At 40.0% G+C, this 15,612-nt stretch carries 17 protein-coding genes; 15 read left to right on the forward strand and 2 right to left on the reverse strand.

Features of this window, described 5'->3' with window-relative positions:
• The first annotated feature begins 2 nt into the window (after nt 1–2).
• From C7H79_RS08595 to motD, 3 genes are read left to right on the forward strand one after another with little or no spacing between them, the layout of a single operon-like run.
• Nucleotides 3–719, forward strand: a complete 717-nt coding sequence (locus C7H79_RS08595; RefSeq protein ID WP_106706878.1) for an RNA polymerase sigma factor FliA — start codon at nt 3–5, stop codon at nt 717–719.
• Between the two features lie 45 nt (nt 720–764).
• Nucleotides 765–1,523, forward strand: coding sequence for a flagellar motor protein (locus C7H79_RS08600; RefSeq protein ID WP_242447215.1), 759 nt, complete (start codon nt 765–767; stop codon nt 1,521–1,523).
• Nucleotides 1,524–1,559: 36 nt separating this feature from the next.
• Complete coding sequence (gene motD / locus C7H79_RS08605) at nt 1,560–2,354, forward strand: flagellar motor protein MotD (protein ID WP_106706879.1); 795 nt, start codon at nt 1,560–1,562, stop codon at nt 2,352–2,354.
• 23 nt (nt 2,355–2,377) lie between these two features.
• On the opposite strand, the gene C7H79_RS08610 is transcribed toward motD, so the two are convergent.
• Nucleotides 2,378–2,842, reverse strand: a complete 465-nt coding sequence (locus C7H79_RS08610; protein ID WP_106706880.1) for a flagella synthesis protein FlgN — start codon at nt 2,840–2,842, stop codon at nt 2,378–2,380.
• Nucleotides 2,842–3,147 (reverse strand): flagellar biosynthesis anti-sigma factor FlgM, encoded by a 306-nt coding sequence (gene flgM, locus C7H79_RS08615; protein ID WP_106706881.1) that lies wholly within the window; start codon nt 3,145–3,147, stop codon nt 2,842–2,844. Before flgM ends, C7H79_RS08610 begins: the two co-directional genes overlap by 1 nt.
• 279 nt (nt 3,148–3,426) lie before the next feature.
• Between flgM and C7H79_RS08620 the strand changes: the two genes are divergently transcribed.
• The 12 genes from C7H79_RS08620 to der all read left to right on the forward strand — a co-directional run bounded on the left by C7H79_RS08620 (nt 3,427) and on the right by der (nt 15,067).
• On the forward strand, nt 3,427–4,152 hold the full coding sequence (locus C7H79_RS08620) for an EI24 domain-containing protein (protein ID WP_172592390.1): 726 nt from the start codon (nt 3,427–3,429) through the stop codon (nt 4,150–4,152).
• A gap of 103 nt (nt 4,153–4,255) precedes the next feature.
• Nucleotides 4,256–5,050 carry a DUF3025 domain-containing protein gene (locus tag C7H79_RS08625; RefSeq protein ID WP_106706902.1) on the forward strand — a complete coding sequence of 265 codons (795 nt, stop codon included), beginning with the start codon at nt 4,256–4,258 and terminating at the stop codon, nt 5,048–5,050.
• A gap of 63 nt (nt 5,051–5,113) precedes the next feature.
• Nucleotides 5,114–5,536, forward strand: coding sequence for a rhodanese-like domain-containing protein (locus tag C7H79_RS08630; RefSeq protein WP_106706882.1), 423 nt, complete (start codon nt 5,114–5,116; stop codon nt 5,534–5,536).
• Between the two features lie 147 nt (nt 5,537–5,683).
• Nucleotides 5,684–6,109, forward strand: a complete 426-nt coding sequence (gene ndk / locus C7H79_RS08635) for a nucleoside-diphosphate kinase (RefSeq protein WP_106706883.1) — start codon at nt 5,684–5,686, stop codon at nt 6,107–6,109.
• A 20-nt stretch (nt 6,110–6,129) separates the two neighbouring features.
• On the forward strand, nt 6,130–7,233 hold the full coding sequence (gene rlmN / locus C7H79_RS08640; protein ID WP_106706884.1) for a dual-specificity RNA methyltransferase RlmN: 1,104 nt from the start codon (nt 6,130–6,132) through the stop codon (nt 7,231–7,233).
• On the forward strand, nt 7,230–8,015 hold the full coding sequence (gene pilW, locus C7H79_RS08645) for a type IV pilus biogenesis/stability protein PilW (RefSeq protein ID WP_106706885.1): 786 nt from the start codon (nt 7,230–7,232) through the stop codon (nt 8,013–8,015). The genes rlmN and pilW overlap by 4 nt, the downstream gene beginning before the upstream one ends.
• On the forward strand, nt 8,012–9,142 hold the full coding sequence (locus C7H79_RS08650; protein WP_106706886.1) for a helix-turn-helix domain-containing protein: 1,131 nt from the start codon (nt 8,012–8,014) through the stop codon (nt 9,140–9,142). The genes pilW and C7H79_RS08650 overlap by 4 nt, the downstream gene beginning before the upstream one ends.
• 37 nt (nt 9,143–9,179) lie before the next feature.
• Nucleotides 9,180–10,418: a flavodoxin-dependent (E)-4-hydroxy-3-methylbut-2-enyl-diphosphate synthase gene (gene ispG, locus C7H79_RS08655; RefSeq protein ID WP_106706887.1), complete on the forward strand. Its 1,239-nt coding sequence runs from the start codon at nt 9,180–9,182 to the stop codon at nt 10,416–10,418.
• Nucleotides 10,418–11,683 (forward strand): histidine--tRNA ligase, encoded by a 1,266-nt coding sequence (hisS, locus tag C7H79_RS08660; protein WP_106706888.1) that lies wholly within the window; start codon nt 10,418–10,420, stop codon nt 11,681–11,683. The genes ispG and hisS overlap by 1 nt, the downstream gene beginning before the upstream one ends.
• 30 nt (nt 11,684–11,713) lie before the next feature.
• Complete coding sequence (locus C7H79_RS08665; protein WP_106706889.1) at nt 11,714–12,352, forward strand: YfgM family protein; 639 nt, start codon at nt 11,714–11,716, stop codon at nt 12,350–12,352.
• Entirely contained in the window at nt 12,330–13,586 is a 1,257-nt protein-coding gene (gene bamB / locus C7H79_RS08670) for an outer membrane protein assembly factor BamB (protein ID WP_106706890.1), read from the forward strand. Before C7H79_RS08665 ends, bamB begins: the two co-directional genes overlap by 23 nt.
• An 86-nt stretch (nt 13,587–13,672) precedes the next feature.
• Nucleotides 13,673–15,067, forward strand: coding sequence for a ribosome biogenesis GTPase Der (gene der, locus C7H79_RS08675; protein WP_106706891.1), 1,395 nt, complete (start codon nt 13,673–13,675; stop codon nt 15,065–15,067).
• Nucleotides 15,068–15,612: the final 545 nt, after the last annotated feature.

Genomic DNA, 15,612 nt, shown 5'->3' on the forward strand with positions numbered 1-15,612 from the left:
ATATGTATACTGCGACCGGAACTAAAGAAATTGATAAAGATCAGTTTATAGCTGAATTTACACCACTAGTGAAACGCATTGCGTACCACATGATGACTCGACTGCCAGCAAGTGTTCAGGTTGATGATCTAATTCAAGCTGGCATGATTGGTTTGATGGATGCCATCAATCGATACGAGGGTTCATACGGACGGCAATTCGAAAGTTATGCGGCGCAGCGGATACGAGGTTCAATTTTGGATGAGTTGCGCGAGGCGGATTGGTTGCCGCGCAGTATACGAAAGAAAATGCGCCGTATTGAAGCAGCTGTTAATTTATTAGAGCAGCGCAATGGCTGTGCGCCCAACGAACTGGATTTGGCTAAAGAATTAGATATGTCACTGGATGAATATCATGAGACTTTGCAGAATGCACGGGGCGCACAATTAATTTATTATGAGGATTTTCAACAAGATGACGAAGAGCCTTTCTTGGATCGATTATTCATCGATTCTGAGGGAGATCCCTTAAATGCATTGTTGGATGAAAATTTTCGCAGTCAATTGATTGCTGCGATTGATAATCTACCTCCTCGGGAAAAACAGATGATGGGGATGCATTACGAACAGGAGATGAATTTAAGAGAAATTGGCGAAGTGCTCGGAGTCAGTGAATCCCGCGTTTGCCAACTGCATACTCAAGCCATTGCAAGGCTTCGCAGTCGTTTGAGAAATCTTTGAGATGCAAGAAGTGCTGATTATCCAGTGATCTAATTGGATTTTGAGATGAATAAAAGAACAAAAATGGATGTGAATAGTGTTACCGGTATTTTATTAGCTTCTGTTGCAATTATCGGTGGTCAAGTTCTTGAAGGTGGGCATGTCGGCTCTTTATTGCAAGCAGCAGCTTTTCTGATCGTTATGGGAGGTACTGTTGGCGCAGTTTTGTTACAAAGTCCGGTCAAAATTTTTGTCAATGGAGTCAGAATGGCCAGTTGGGTATTTTATCCACCTGAGAATTCTCCACAAAATTTAATTAAGCAAATTATTAACTGGTCTCATATTTCACGTAAAGAAGGATTATTGGCTCTTGAATTACATATACCGACGGCTAAAGACCCATTCTCAAAAAAAGGATTGCAATTGCTTGCTGACGGAAGTACTCCGGAAAAATTACGTGAAGTTTTGGAAATTGATATCTTAGCTTTAGAAACACATCAACGGCAATCAGCTCGAATTTGGGAAGCAGCTGGTGGTTATGCTCCAACCATTGGCATTCTGGGTGCAGTGCTAGGTTTAATTCATGTGATGGAAAATTTATCGGATCCCAGTCTGTTGGGTAGCGGCATTGCGGTGGCTTTTGTTGCAACGATTTATGGCGTTGGTTTGGCCAATCTCGTTTTCTTGCCAATTGCAAATAAGCTAAAAAATATTATTGGCGAGCATGTTGTAATGCAAGAGATGATGGTGGATGGCTTTGTTGCTATTGCGAATGGTGAAAATCCCCGGTTAATAGAAAGCCGATTGAAGGGATACTATATTTAGTCTCATCAAGTATTAATTTCACTGTTAATTCATTGAATGATAAAAAGAAGAAAACAAAGAAATGACGAGCCGCATGAAAATCACGAGCGCTGGCTTGTTTCATACTCAGATTTTATAACATTGCTGTTCGCTTTGTTCGTAGTAATGTATGCTGTTTCGTCGGTAAATGAAGGTAAGTATCGTGTTCTAAGCTCTTCATTGGTTAGCGCGTTTAAAAGTAATAGCCCAGCTACTTCCGCATCTCAACAGACAGCGGAGTTTTTACCGCTTAAAAATGAGTATTCAAATCAGGCTAATCCGATCAAGCTGATAGATAATTTCAGTTCTCAGAAAGCAATAAAACAAGAGAAAATGAAAGGCATGGCTAAGAATATTCTACATGCGCTGGAACCATTAGTTAAGGATGGTCAGGTGAGAGTGACCCAAAATTCTTTGGGAATTACCGTTGAAATTAATGCCAGTGTTCTTTTCTCACCAGGACAAGCCAAGCTTGCTGAAAGCTCGAATTTGTCACTTCAGGCGGTTGCACATGTAATCAAGGGACACGAACACGAAATTCATGTTGAAGGCCACACAGATAATTTACCTATTAACACTGAAAATTTTCCATCAAACTGGGAATTGTCATCTGCACGTGCAAGCAGTGTGATCAGGTTATTCATCGAAAAGGGCGTTGATGCTCATCGACTTACTGCGATTGGTTATGGTGAAAATAGACCAATGGAAAGCAATGAGACATTTGAAGGAAGAAAAAGAAATCGTCGCGTGTCGATTCTGATTTTATCAGCAGATCCAGGCAAAGTAACTGAAATTCCAATCGCTGAAAATTAGAATAACATTGTGAGAGTTTGCCATCAAATATAAGTCTGGCCCTTAGGTCCATAGAGAGCGACATTACCCGCAGCTCCATGGAGAGCTGCAAAAGACCTCAGGTTGTGCTGCAGCAGGTTTGAAATAATTAATCCATTAGAATGAGTGAATTGTTGTGCCGTTTTGGCAAGATCTAACAATTCATTCCACAAAGCTTTTACTTCGTGCAAATTGGAATTCTGTTCAGTCAATTCATTAAGCCAAGAGTTTATGCTTTTTTTTTCTAAAGATAGGCCTAATTTCTGAAAAAAAACGTTGCGACGATCATCACGTTGTATTAATTCGTGAATTAATTTTGTTTTGTCGGAAGCAAGATAATCTATTTCTTCTAATTTTCCTTGAATGAGAGCGCTTTCTTCTTTTTTAAGGATTTCTACAAAAATATGTAATGCGTTTCTCTCAGCTTCCAATTCTTCCATGAAGCTTGCAATATTTTGTTGCAAAGGCATTACGCAGCACCTTTCTTGGATTGAATCAACTCTTTAACTGTTTCTAGCAGTCGATCGGCAACAACTTCCGGATTAATGTGGAAATTTCCTTCACTAATCGCTTGCTTTATTTCCTGAACACGTGCTGTATCTACAATCGAGCCACTTGCAAAACTACTGTCAATTGATTGTAGTTTCGCAGCATTAGGGCTTAAATGGACGCTATTTTCTTGCTTTGTGCTTGGGTTCGGGGTGATATCTGCACGCCTTTTTCCATCATTAACAGATACAGTTGATACTGACTGTAAGGAGTTATCTATTTTCATTTTTTTACCTCATAACGAATTCATGGAGTGCTTTATCGACATCTTTAGTCAGAACTTTAGAAAAAAAGATTTTGCTTGGGCACTGGAGTATTATTAGAATAAATAATTCATGATGACTTAGTTTAGGTTATTACGGCGCTCGCTGGTGTGAATCTTAGGAAATTTAACGCAAATATATTTTTTAGTGTTAGTGTCCATTCAACTGCAACTGGCCTCTCGTTAGCCATGTTGCTATTATCTCCCATCCTGAATATATGTATACTTTTTGTTAATAGTTATATGTCTATAATATTAAGAGCAATAGTGAGCGCATTTCGTGATTTGTTCCGTTTAAGAATCGCATGGACTATAGTTTGGCCAGTCCTGGTTTCTTTTCTGTTCTGGTTGATAGTCGGATTCATTTTTCAGGATAAATTTTCTGAAATAATTTACCAGATTCTGGACAGGATTGGTATTGGAGAGTGGTTGCAGAATTTAAAGCCAGATTGGATTGCATCGATAGTTCTAGGTTTATTTGATCTTTTAGTGCTTATTCCACTTGTAATAGTTACTACACTGTTAATTACCGCTATTTTTGTGATGCCGGCATTAATCAACCTGGTAGCAGGACGTTTCTATCCAGATTTGAAGCGCCAAAATGGAGGTTCTATTACCGGGAGTATTATCAATGCAATAATCGCCAGTGTTACTTTTGTACTTATCTGGGTGGTTTCATTGCCACTATGGGCAGTTGGTGTAGGAATCGTCATTCCATTCGTGGCAGCTGCTTTTATGAATCAACAGTTATTTCGTTATGATGCATTATCGGAGCATGCTACTAAGCATGAAATTAAAAGAATTTGTGCGGAAAACAGATACTCATTATGGGGATTGGGGCTGTTAACAGGTTTGATACAATTTATACCTTTTCTTAATTTATTGGCTCCAATTTTCACCGCCCTTGCATTTATTCATTTTGGCTTAGAGCATCTAAAGCTTTTGCGCACGGAAGAAGTGGCAAAATAAATTATCAATCAATAAAAATTAGTCTTCAATATTCAAGCAAATTTCTTCTTGTGATCAAGTTTTTTAATCAATCGTGAGCATGTGCAATTGGGATTCGAACTTTATGGATTTTTCACCCTTGTTCGAGCCATTGTTGTATTTAAAAAAGGAGTTCTCAAATTTTCAACATTGGCCAGAACATGAAGAACTTAATAAGTTATGTTCCTTACGACATCAGCAAATTTATACTCGTTCAGGTAAATCTATTTGCTTTATACCGCAGGTTCTTGGAAAACGTCATCAAACACAGGATTATGAATCGAAAATTTATTTGACTGGTCAAGTGCAAACTAGAGCAAGTAATTGGCATGATTTTTTTAATGCCTTAGTTTGGCAACTATTTCCACGTGCTAAATCGGCGCTCAATCAATTGCATTATCAAGCGCAATTATTCGAGCTGACAACTGAAGCTTTGAATAGATCTCCGTTAAGAGATGCGGCCACACTGTTTGATGAGTCTGGCGTAGTTATTATCAGCAGTCAGGAGTTTTTGATCCAGTTGATAAAAGACTTTGAATGGAAAGAATTGTTTTGGCGGCAGCGTACTGCCGTATTATCATCAATGCGATTTATTATTTTTGGCCATGGAATGTATGAAAAAGCATTAAACCCTTATGTAGGTATGACTGGTAAAGCAATTATCTTCAAAGTGAGGAAAGAATTCTTTTTGCAAGAATTATTAGGCCAACTCAATTCAGTCGATGTAATGTTAGAGCAATTTTTGCTTTGTGCATTATCCACAAGTACTGATTTGACACCAGTTCCAGTACTAGGTTACCCAGGATGGGACGCGGGTAATTGCTGTGAGTCTTATTATGAAAATAAGAAATATTTTCGCGAGCGTTGTAAATCTAAGTAAATATGATGAGAATTACAGTTTTATTCTGAATCGCATATACTACAACTAGTACTAGGAATTAGAATGAGAAAAACCTTGTTGGTGTTATTAATCTTATCATTTGTTATCGTCAATACATCACGGGCGGATGATTTGGCGCCGGAAAGTGTAAAAGGTGCCCGTACAATTAGCACTGAAACTGCTAAATTATTTTTCAATAAGGGATATTTATTTATTGATGTCAGGGGCTTGGAAGATTATAGCGTGGGACATATTCCTGGCGCGTACCATCTTTCAGTAAGATGTGATTTTGATGAGCAGAAATTGAGTGCAATATTAAACAAAGCTCAGCCTGCTGTAATTTATTGTAATGGTTCCTCGTGTCTAGGTAGTTCAATTGCGATAAAAAAAGCAATTGAGTGGGGATGGACAAATATTTTTTATTACCGTGAAGGTATAACAGATTGGAAGCAAAAGAGTTATCCAGTGTTTGCATTAGAACCATAGTTTTTCCATCGATTAAGAGAATCTTTCTAAACAAATCTTATCAAAATTAATCTGGCTATCTTATTGCAGAAGCTTTGTGTTTTTGCGAAGCGGGTAAGTATTTTGTTAATATATAGTTTTTAATTTACTAATTTATTGGAGTATTTAATGGCAATTGAAAGAACTTTATCAATTATTAAGCCGGATGCTGTTGCAAAGAATGTGATTGGGCAAATTTATTCTCGTTTTGAATCAAGTGGGCTGAAGATTATTGCCGCGCGTATGATACATTTATCACAATCTGACGCAGAGCAATTTTACGCAGTGCATCGTGAACGACCATTTTTTAACGATTTGGTTAAGTTTATGACATCCGGACCTGTAATGGTGCAAGTTCTGGAAGGAGAGGAAGCTATTAAGAAGAATCGCGATTTAATGGGGGCGACCGATCCAAGAAAAGCGGAAACAGGAACTATTCGCGCTGATTTTGCTGATAGTATTGATGCTAATGCGGTGCATGGCTCAGATGCGCTGGAGACTGCGATAGTTGAAATTGCTTGTTTTTTTCCCACACTTAATATTTATTCTCGTTAATAATTACTTGTATCTAAATCGTGACTATTAATCTGCTGAATTACGATGGTAAAGGCTTAGTTGATTATTGCATTGGAATAGGCGAAAAACCTTTTCGTGCGAAGCAATTATTGCGCTGGATTCATCAGTTTGGCATAGCTGATTTTGATTTAATGAGTGATCTGGCAAAAAGTTTGCGCGAGAAGTTGGCTACACAGGCAATTATAGAATTGCCATCGATAATCTCTGATCATGAGGCAATCGATGGAACGCGTAAGTGGTTGTTATCGGTTGATGCGGGGAATAGCATAGAGACTGTTTTCATTCCCGAAACGAGCCGTGGCACTTTGTGCGTTTCAAGTCAGGTTGGCTGCGCATTGGCTTGTACCTTTTGTTCGACGGGGAAACAAGGGTTTAATCGAAATTTAACAGTTGCTGAGATTATTGGGCAGTTATGGATCGCAAATAAGTTGCTTCAAACCCATGCTGGCAATGATATTATGCCGCATACAAAAAAAGCGGTTACTAACGTTGTTATGATGGGTATGGGTGAGCCACTAGCCAATTTTGAAAATGTTGTAACTGCATTAAATTTAATGCTGGATGATCATGCTTATGGTCTTTCTCGGCGTCGTGTAACGGTGAGTACTTCAGGGTTAGTGCCAGCTATTGACCGGTTGCGCGAGCATTGTCCAGTTGCATTGGCCGTATCTTTGCATGCTCCGAATGATGCATTGCGTGATCAACTGGTGCCAATCAATAAAAAATATCCGATTAAAGAGTTGTTGGCCGCGTGCCAACGGTATCTTCCGGCTGCACCCAGAGATTTTATCACCTTTGAGTATGTCATGCTTAATGGTGTAAATGACAGTGTGGTCCATGCGCGCGAGCTTGTAAAATTAGTACAGGATGTTCCCTGTAAGTTTAATCTGATTCCGTTTAATTCTTTTTCAGATTCCGGGTTTAAGCGTTCATCAACTGAAGCTATAAGGGTATTTTGTGATGTGTTAATTCAGGCAGGAGTTGTCACTACTGTCAGAAAAACACGTGGTGACGATATAGCAGCTGCTTGTGGTCAGCTTGCCGGTCAGGTTAAAGATAAAACACGTCGCTTGACTCGATTGAAAATAGATACAATCCAGTGAAAAATCATTTGTCACGATTTCTTTTATTGTTATCTTTTACAGGACTGAGCAGTTGTGTACAGCAACATGCAGAGAATGGAATGCCGGTTCAAGATAGGGCAGATCGCGCATTTCAAAGTGCGAGAATCCATACCGAGTTAGCAGCTGAATATTATTATCGGGGACAATTAGAAGTTGCAATTGAGGAGGTTAATGAGGCGTTAAAAGCACAATCAAATTATGCGCCTGCATATAGTGTGTTAGGACTTATTAATATGAATTTAAATGAAGACGGCAAAGCTCTGGAAAATTTTGAACGAGCTATTCGAATGGCACCGAGAAACTCTGAAATTCATAATAATTACGGGTGGTTCTTGTGTCAGCGCTTTCCTCAGCGCATGGATGATGCCATCAGTCACTTTATGGTGGCTGCTAAAGATCCACTCTATCCAACGCCTGAAATGTCTTTCACCAATGCTGGGGTCTGTGAAACCAAACGTCAAAAATATACTGAAGCACAGTTATTTTTTCAAAACGCATTATCGATTAAATCCAGTTATTCGCCTGCGATAATCGGATTAATTGATATTGATTTTCAGCGAGGAAATTTAACGGATGCAAAATCTAAACTTTCACAGTTTCTGCAAAATAATACATCTACAGCTGAGAGTTTATTGATGGCAATAAAAATTGAGCGAGCCTTGGGTAATCAATTAGCTGTTGACAGTTATAATTTTCAATTGCAGAAGCATTTTCCTGAATCCAAAGAGGCCGCGGCGATTCGAGAAGGAAGGATCAAATGACGAATAATAATGAAGAGAATAAAAACCATGTAAATAAAATTGTTGAGAATATTGAACCCGCTATTCAGGATTTAAAAGCACTAGCAAAGAATAAATTATCTGAGCACGGCAAACTCGATTCTATTGCATCTAATTTAAACATACATCAGCATGAGCATATCGAAACAGGTGATCCCCAAGATAGCTTTGTTGTTTATGGCCATGAACATATAAAAACTCAGAATGAATTGAATGATATTGATTCGATGGGCATTGTGCAAAGTGTTGGACATTTGCTGCGCAAGGCAAGAATTATGAGAAATATGAGCGTTGAGGATGTTTCACGGCAATTGCGACTTTCAGTACAGCAGATTGAAGCAATCGAAAACGAGAATTTTGAGAAATTGCCGGGAACAACATTTTTACGTGGATTTATCCGCAACTATGCCAATCTGGTGCAACTGGATCCAATGCCGTTGCTGCAATTGCTTCCAGAATCTACTCGAATAATATCAACATATGAACGTACGCCGTTTAAAAATAAGCAACTATCATTTTCTTCGAGTCGAGAAAGTTCTGGCAATAACTCATTAGTGATTATAGTTATTTTGGTTCTCATTGTCTTGGGCGCATATTTTGTTTTTGAAAATAGTGGATGGAACAGGAATTCTGATACCGACTCGATGAGCAGTGCAGTTCATTCAGAATCTGGCACAGCATCCATGGAAATTCAATTGCCGATGTCGACATCTACAGCTAACTTGCCAATAATAACACCGAAAAATAACAATGAGGTTAATAATCAGTCTAATACCGCAGCTGAGCTAGAAGTAAAAACTGAAGATTTTCCAGCAGATGCGAAACTTATTGCGCAATCTTCTGATATGAAGAATGCAATCTCCAAAGATTCAGGGAATTTATATTTTAAATTGAGTGCAGATTCATGGGTGAAAGTAGTAGATGCTAAAGGTGTTTCTTTGATTGAAAAACTTTTGAAGGGTGGTAGTGAGCAAATTATCGTAGGCAAAAGACCGCTATCGATTGTTATAGGTAATACATCAGGGGTTATTCTCACATATAATGACAAGAAAATTGATATATCTTCCTATAAAAAGCAAGACGGAACTGCGCGTTTTACGCTCGAATAAGCTTGTTTACAACCTTTAGATCTTAATACAACTAATTATGTCTGAGAATAATTTTTCGATAAATCGCCGATCCAGTGTGGGTGTTCGGGTTGGTTCTATAATGCTGGGTGGTGGTGCGCCGGTCGTTGTGCAATCAATGACTAATACCGATACGGTTGATGAGGTCGCTACTGTAGAACAAGTTGCACAGCTAGCACGAGCTGGTTCTGAATTGGTTCGGATTACTGTCAATTCAATGGAAGCTGCAAAAGCGGTAGCGGGAATTCGCGCGCGTTTGGATGAGATGGGATGTCATGTGCCTTTGGTAGGTGATTTTCATTTCAATGGCCATAAACTGCTTACTAGTTATCCCGAATGTGCAAAAGCTTTGGCAAAATTTCGTATCAATCCCGGAAATGTTGGCCATGGCAAGAAACGTGACGAACAATTTGCTACCTTGATTGAAACAGCTTGTAAATATGATAAACCTGTGCGCATCGGGGTGAACTGGGGGAGTCTTGATCCCGAAATGTTGGCGCGTATTATGGATGAAAATGCGGCTTCTAGTAATCCACAAGATGCTAAGTATGTAATGCGAGAAGCACTGATTGCATCAGCTTTAGAAAGTGCAGCAAAAGCAGAAGAAATTGGGCTTAATCGCAATAAGATTGTATTGTCTTGTAAAGTAAGTGGTGTGCAGGATTTGATTATGGTATATCGAGATTTGGCTGCACGCTGCGACTATGCGTTACATTTAGGATTGACTGAGGCTGGTATGGGCTCTAAAGGCATTGTGGCGTCTACAGCGGCTTTGGCTATTCTGTTACAGGAAGGCATTGGCGACACTATTCGGATTTCATTAACTCCGGAGCCAGGAGGAAGCCGTTCTCGCGAGGTGATTGTTGCCCAGGAAATTCTACAAACCATGGGGTTGCGTGCGTTTGTTCCATTAGTAGCAGCTTGCCCAGGATGCGGGCGCACAACTAGCACTTATTTTCAAGAATTAGCCGAAAGTATACAAGCGTATGTGCGTGACGAGATGATTGTATGGCGAGGACAATATGATGGAGTTGAAAATATGACACTGGCTGTCATGGGTTGTGTGGTAAATGGGCCAGGAGAGAGTAAGCACGCTAATATCGGTATTAGTCTGCCAGGTTCTGGTGAAACTCCGGTGGCACCAGTCTTTGTTGATGGACAAAAAACAGTAACCTTAAAAGGCGATAATATTGCTAACGAATTCCGTGCAATTGTCGATCAATATGTAAGTGAAAAGTATCCAAGAAAAGTTGTCTGATGACTAATGGTGTTAAAGCAATTCGTGGGATGAATGATATCCTCCCAAACGAATCTTACCTCTGGGAATATTTTGAACAAACGGTGCAGCGATGGCTTGCGGTTTATGGATACCGGAATATCCGCACCCCTATCGTTGAACAAACCGATTTGTTTGTTCGTTCTATCGGTGAAGTAACTGATATTGTTGAGAAAGAGATGTATACTTTTGTTGATCATCTCAATAATGATAGTTTGACATTGCGTCCAGAAGGCACTGTTTCATGCGTACGCGCTGTGATTGAGCACAATCTTTTGTATGCAGGACCGCAGAAACTATATTATGCCGGTCCGATGTTCCGTCATGAACGTCCACAAAAAGGACGTTACCGGCAATTTCATCAGGTAGGTGTAGAAGCGTTGGGTTATGCGGGACCCGATATCGATGCTGAACTAATCGTGATGTGTGTCCGTTTATGGAAATTATTGGGAATCTCGGGTTTGCGTCTGGAAATTAGTACATTAGGGAACGTCGAGTCACGTGCATTGCATCGCTCGCGATTGCTCAAATACTTTGAACAGCATCGTAGTGAATTGGATGAAGATGGATTAAGGCGCTTGTATACCAATCCACTGCGCATACTTGACAGTAAGAATCCGAGAATGCAGCAAGTTATTGAGAATGCACCTAAATTGATTGATGATTTGGATGCTGAATCATGCAATCATTTTGAATCTTTGCAAAGGATATTACGCGAGCAAGGCATTAATTTTGAGATTAATTTGCGATTAGTAAGGGGGTTGGATTATTACAACCGTACTGTATTTGAATGGGTCACCGATAAATTAGGAGCACAGGGAACAGTTTGTGCAGGCGGACGCTATGACAGCTTAGTTGAGCAGGTGGGCGGGAAATCTATTCCAGCTTGTGGTTTTGCTATGGGAGTAGAACGGCTGCTGGCATTGATGCAAGAGTGTGGAAGAGAAATCAAGCAGCCTGTACCTGATATTTATATCGTGCATCAAGGCAGTGAGCAGGTTATGAATTATGCTTGGAAGTGTGCTGAATTTCTCCGCGATGAAGGGCTTGACGTCATTTTGCATTGTGGTGGTGGCAGCATTAAATCACAGATGAAAAAAGCCGATGTATCTGGTGCACTTTATGCACTGATTATCGGGGATGATGAGTTTAAAGCACAAGAAGTAAGCATTAAACCATTGCGTGAACTGATTGAACAGGCAAGCGTAAAACTAGACAGTGTTACTGAAATAATCAATTCGTATTAATAATAATTCAGAATTAACCAGGAAAATACCATGGCAACTTATAATCATGAAGATCAAGACAGAGTCGATGGACTTAAAGCTTGGTGGAGCAAATATGGTACTGCAATCACTATCGTTCTGACAGTGATGGTGACAACGTTCGGGGCTATGAAAGCCTGGAAGTATTATCAACAGCAGCAAGCACAGCATGCGGCAGATTTATATACGTTGTTAAAACAGGTGCAATCGAGCAATGATTCGGAAAAAATTAACGACGCAGCACAGTTGCTTACGCAAGGATATTCATCCAGTGGATATGCTCCACGTGCGGCATTGATTGCTGCTCAAGCTGATGTTTATGCCGAGAATAGTAAGCGTGCGATCCAGAATTTACAATGGATTCTTGATCATGCAAAAGAAACCGAGATGCATGATTTGGCACGATTGAGAATGTCAGGAATTTTGTTAGATGAAGGAAAATATGACGAAGCACTAAGGCTTCTGGATGTGGGGCATGGTGAAACTTTTGCTGGATTGTATTTGGATCGCAAAGGAGATATTCAGGTAGCTGCCCAGAAAATTTCTGAAGCGCGTTTAAGCTATCAGGCAGCCATTGATAAGCTTAATAAAGGTAATAATTACTACAATATTGTACAAATGAAATTGGATGGACTGGGCAATTCTGAATAATCTTTTAACTATTGTTATATCGAATCTTGCTGAACTCAGACGATTATTAGGGTTCTGGGTAATATCTATTTTTTTGTTGCAAGGCTGTGGTAGTACGATGAATCCATTTGATATGCGTATTATTGAAGCAATGAGTACGCAATTGTCTGATATGTTTGTTGCTGATGACGTCGTCGTTTATGAGAAGGAAGAGCTAGATGCCTTAAAATCGGTTGATAGCATTCCATTAAAATGGAAAGGTAAAGTCAGTGAAAATGAAATTGCTTCATTCTATGCTGTATATGAAAATGAAGCGTTATATGTAGCAGATGAGGCCGGAAAGCTTACAAAATATGAAGTGGCAACCGGTAAGGAGTTGTGGCAGGTCAAAACTAAACATAAGTTTTCGGCTGGAGTAGGTGTCGGAGACGGGCTTATTCTGGTGGGAACATTTAAAGGGGAAGTGCTTGCATATAACGAATCTGGGCACATGTTATGGCAAGCATCAGCAACTAGTGAAATTCTAAGTCCACCACAAGCGCAGAATAATATTGTGGTTGTGCGAACTGTCGATGGTCGGATATTTGGACTGGATGCCATTGATGGAAAGCGTAAGTGGATTTATCAGGGCGCAACTCCTTCGTTGACGGTGCGAAGCACAGCAGGCATAACACTCGCTCATGGTGCTGTATTTGCGGGCTTCCCTGGTGGAAAAATGGTGGCGATGAGCTTGTTTAATGGCAATATTGGTTGGGAAGCAGCTGTTTCGCATCCACGGGGTGTCACAGAGCTTGAGCGCATGACAGATATTACAAGCGCACCTGTGGTTAATAATAGATTGGTTTGTGCTGCTGCATATCAAGGACGTGTTACTTGCTTTGCGATTAATGATGGCACCCAAATATGGGCACGTGACTCTTCTAGCAGCGCGGGACTGGTGATGGATAATGACTATGTTTATGTGACTGAAGATAAAGGCATCGTTGCTGCATATGATTTGCTCAGTGGGGCCAGTGTATGGAAACAAAGTAGACTTGGTAGCAAGAGATTAACACGGCCCACTATCAAAGGGCAGTATATAGTGGTTGGAGATGATCAAGGATATGTTAATTTGCTGCGAAACTATGACGGCGTTTTAATCGCCCGCTCTGCTACCGATGGCAGTATGATTCAGAATCCTGCTTCTCCATTGCCGGACGGATTTGCAGTTCAAACGGCGAAGGGTGGCGTGTACGCTTATAGTACAAACTTTTAGAGGTTTTCAAAATTTGCCTAGAGTCTAAGGATTCGGCGATATTCTTAATTAATGTCACTTTGCGTGAACAATAGCTGCAAAAATTCATGAAACCCACACTTGTTTTGGTTGGCCGGCCTAATGTCGGTAAATCTACTTTGTTTAACCGGTTGACGCGTACTCGTGACGCTATCGTTGCAGATATCCCAGGTTTGACGCGAGACCGGCACTATGGTACGGGCAGAGTGGGAGAAAAGCCTTATTTGGTCATGGATACCGGCGGTTTTGAGCCTGTTATTAAAGAAGGCATTTTGCATGCTATGGCCAAGCAGACAATGCAGGCAATTGACGAAGCGGATAAAGTATTGTTCATTGTCGACGGTCGTCAGGGCGTAACCGCGCATGACAAAATTATTGCCGAGCAGTTGCGCAAGTCTGGGCAAAAAATTCTACTGGTCGTAAATAAAACCGAAGGTATGGCGACAGCCGTTGTCACAGCAGAATTCTTTGAACTGGGCTTGGGTGATCCCTGCGCGATTTCGGCGATGCATGGCGATAATATCGGAGAGTTAGCTGATTTAGCATTGACTGATTTTCCAGAAATCGTAGAAGAATCCTTAAATAAATATCCAAAAATTGCCATTGTTGGGCGTCCAAATGTTGGAAAATCTACACTTATCAATACGTTGCTTGGAGAGGAGCGAGTAATCGCATTTGATCAACCTGGCACAACCCGAGATAGCATTTATATCGATTTTACGCACAAAGATAAACAGTACACACTGATTGACACAGCTGGATTGCGGCGTCGTGGTCAAGTGCACGAAACTATTGAAAAATTCTCAGTGATTAAAACACTTCAAGCTATTGAAGATTCTAATGTTGTGGTTTTGATCTTAGATGCTAGAAATGAGATCTCCGATCAGGATGCGCATATTGCTGGATTTATACTGGAAACAGGACGCGCGTTAGTGATTGCGGTCAACAAGTGGGATGGCTTGGATGAATATCAGCGTACTATTATTAAGAGTGACTTGAATCGCAAATTGGCTTTTCTGAGTTTTGCACAATTGCACTATATTTCTGCATTGCATGGCACGGGGGTGAATAATTTATTGCCGTCGATTGATATAGCTTATGCGGCTGCTATGGCCGATTTGTCGACCCCTAAGCTGACGCGTGTTTTGATTGCTGCGGTTGAAAAACACCCACCCCCTCGCGGCGGTATGTCACGCCCCAAAATGCGTTATGCTCATCAAGGCGGATCCAATCCACCATTGATTATTGTGCATGGAAGTATGCTGAATCATGTGCCAGAAACATATCGACGATATCTGGAAAATACATTTCGGGAAACATTTAAATTATGGAGTACTCCATTACGGGTTGATTTTAAAGTTGGGCATAATCCTTATGCTGATAAAAAACCAGCTCCTCCTACTGAGACAGAAGCAAAACGCGCACATAGTCGGAGGCGGCGGAATCGGAAGAAATATGGATAATAACGATGCACATTTGATAATCCGGAGTAAGACTTAAAAATGATTATGATAGGTGTTTGGATGTAAATTCAGAAGTGGCACAAGCAGTTAAAGCCTGAAAAGAAAGTGTTTGTTAATTCGTGTCCAATTTTGAGACACTATTTCGTGAAGTTGTGATTTATGCAACAAATTTCTAATGTTTGAGTGAAGCATTAAGTATTATCTGGAATGGTTTGATTATGTGAATTTTGTCACATATAAATTGTATATTTTTTGTTAATATCGAAATGAAATTAAGCATAAAATTTGTAAGAATTAATCAGCAATTTAAAGTTTTGATGTAATATAAAATGAAATAAGAGAGTTTGATCGTGATTATATTTTATTGGCTGTAACCGAATCGATTAAGTTGATGAACGATCCCTATGTAAATAGGAAGTGAATAAATAATATAATAATTAATGTATTATAAGTGATCTTTCCATTTTATTCTTGGATATTTTTGGTCTTAAAATAAACTGTAGGGTGGAGGAAATTGTACCAACGCGATCTTGCGGTAGAATTTG

This window comes from Nitrosomonas supralitoralis, from assembly GCF_003011925.2.
GTDB classification, from domain to species: domain Bacteria; phylum Pseudomonadota; class Gammaproteobacteria; order Burkholderiales; family Nitrosomonadaceae; genus Nitrosomonas; species Nitrosomonas supralitoralis.

Coding starts and splice junctions, on each gene's coding strand:
- C7H79_RS08595 (WP_106706878.1), top strand. CDS start 3: ATGTATACTGCGACCGGAACTAAAGAAATTGATAAAGATCAGTTTATA.
- C7H79_RS08600 (WP_242447215.1), top strand. CDS start 765: ATGAATAAAAGAACAAAAATGGATGTGAATAGTGTTACCGGTATTTTA.
- motD (WP_106706879.1), top strand. CDS start 1,560: ATGATAAAAAGAAGAAAACAAAGAAATGACGAGCCGCATGAAAATCAC.
- C7H79_RS08610 (WP_106706880.1), bottom strand. CDS start 2,842: ATGCCTTTGCAACAAAATATTGCAAGCTTCATGGAAGAATTGGAAGCT.
- flgM (WP_106706881.1), bottom strand. CDS start 3,147: ATGAAAATAGATAACTCCTTACAGTCAGTATCAACTGTATCTGTTAAT.
- C7H79_RS08620 (WP_172592390.1), top strand. CDS start 3,427: ATGTCTATAATATTAAGAGCAATAGTGAGCGCATTTCGTGATTTGTTC.
- C7H79_RS08625 (WP_106706902.1), top strand. CDS start 4,256: ATGGATTTTTCACCCTTGTTCGAGCCATTGTTGTATTTAAAAAAGGAG.
- C7H79_RS08630 (WP_106706882.1), top strand. CDS start 5,114: ATGAGAAAAACCTTGTTGGTGTTATTAATCTTATCATTTGTTATCGTC.
- ndk (WP_106706883.1), top strand. CDS start 5,684: ATGGCAATTGAAAGAACTTTATCAATTATTAAGCCGGATGCTGTTGCA.
- C7H79_RS08650 (WP_106706886.1), top strand. CDS start 8,012: ATGACGAATAATAATGAAGAGAATAAAAACCATGTAAATAAAATTGTT.
- ispG (WP_106706887.1), top strand. CDS start 9,180: ATGTCTGAGAATAATTTTTCGATAAATCGCCGATCCAGTGTGGGTGTT.
- hisS (WP_106706888.1), top strand. CDS start 10,418: ATGACTAATGGTGTTAAAGCAATTCGTGGGATGAATGATATCCTCCCA.
- C7H79_RS08665 (WP_106706889.1), top strand. CDS start 11,714: ATGGCAACTTATAATCATGAAGATCAAGACAGAGTCGATGGACTTAAA.
- bamB (WP_106706890.1), top strand. CDS start 12,330: ATGGACTGGGCAATTCTGAATAATCTTTTAACTATTGTTATATCGAAT.
- der (WP_106706891.1), top strand. CDS start 13,673: ATGAAACCCACACTTGTTTTGGTTGGCCGGCCTAATGTCGGTAAATCT.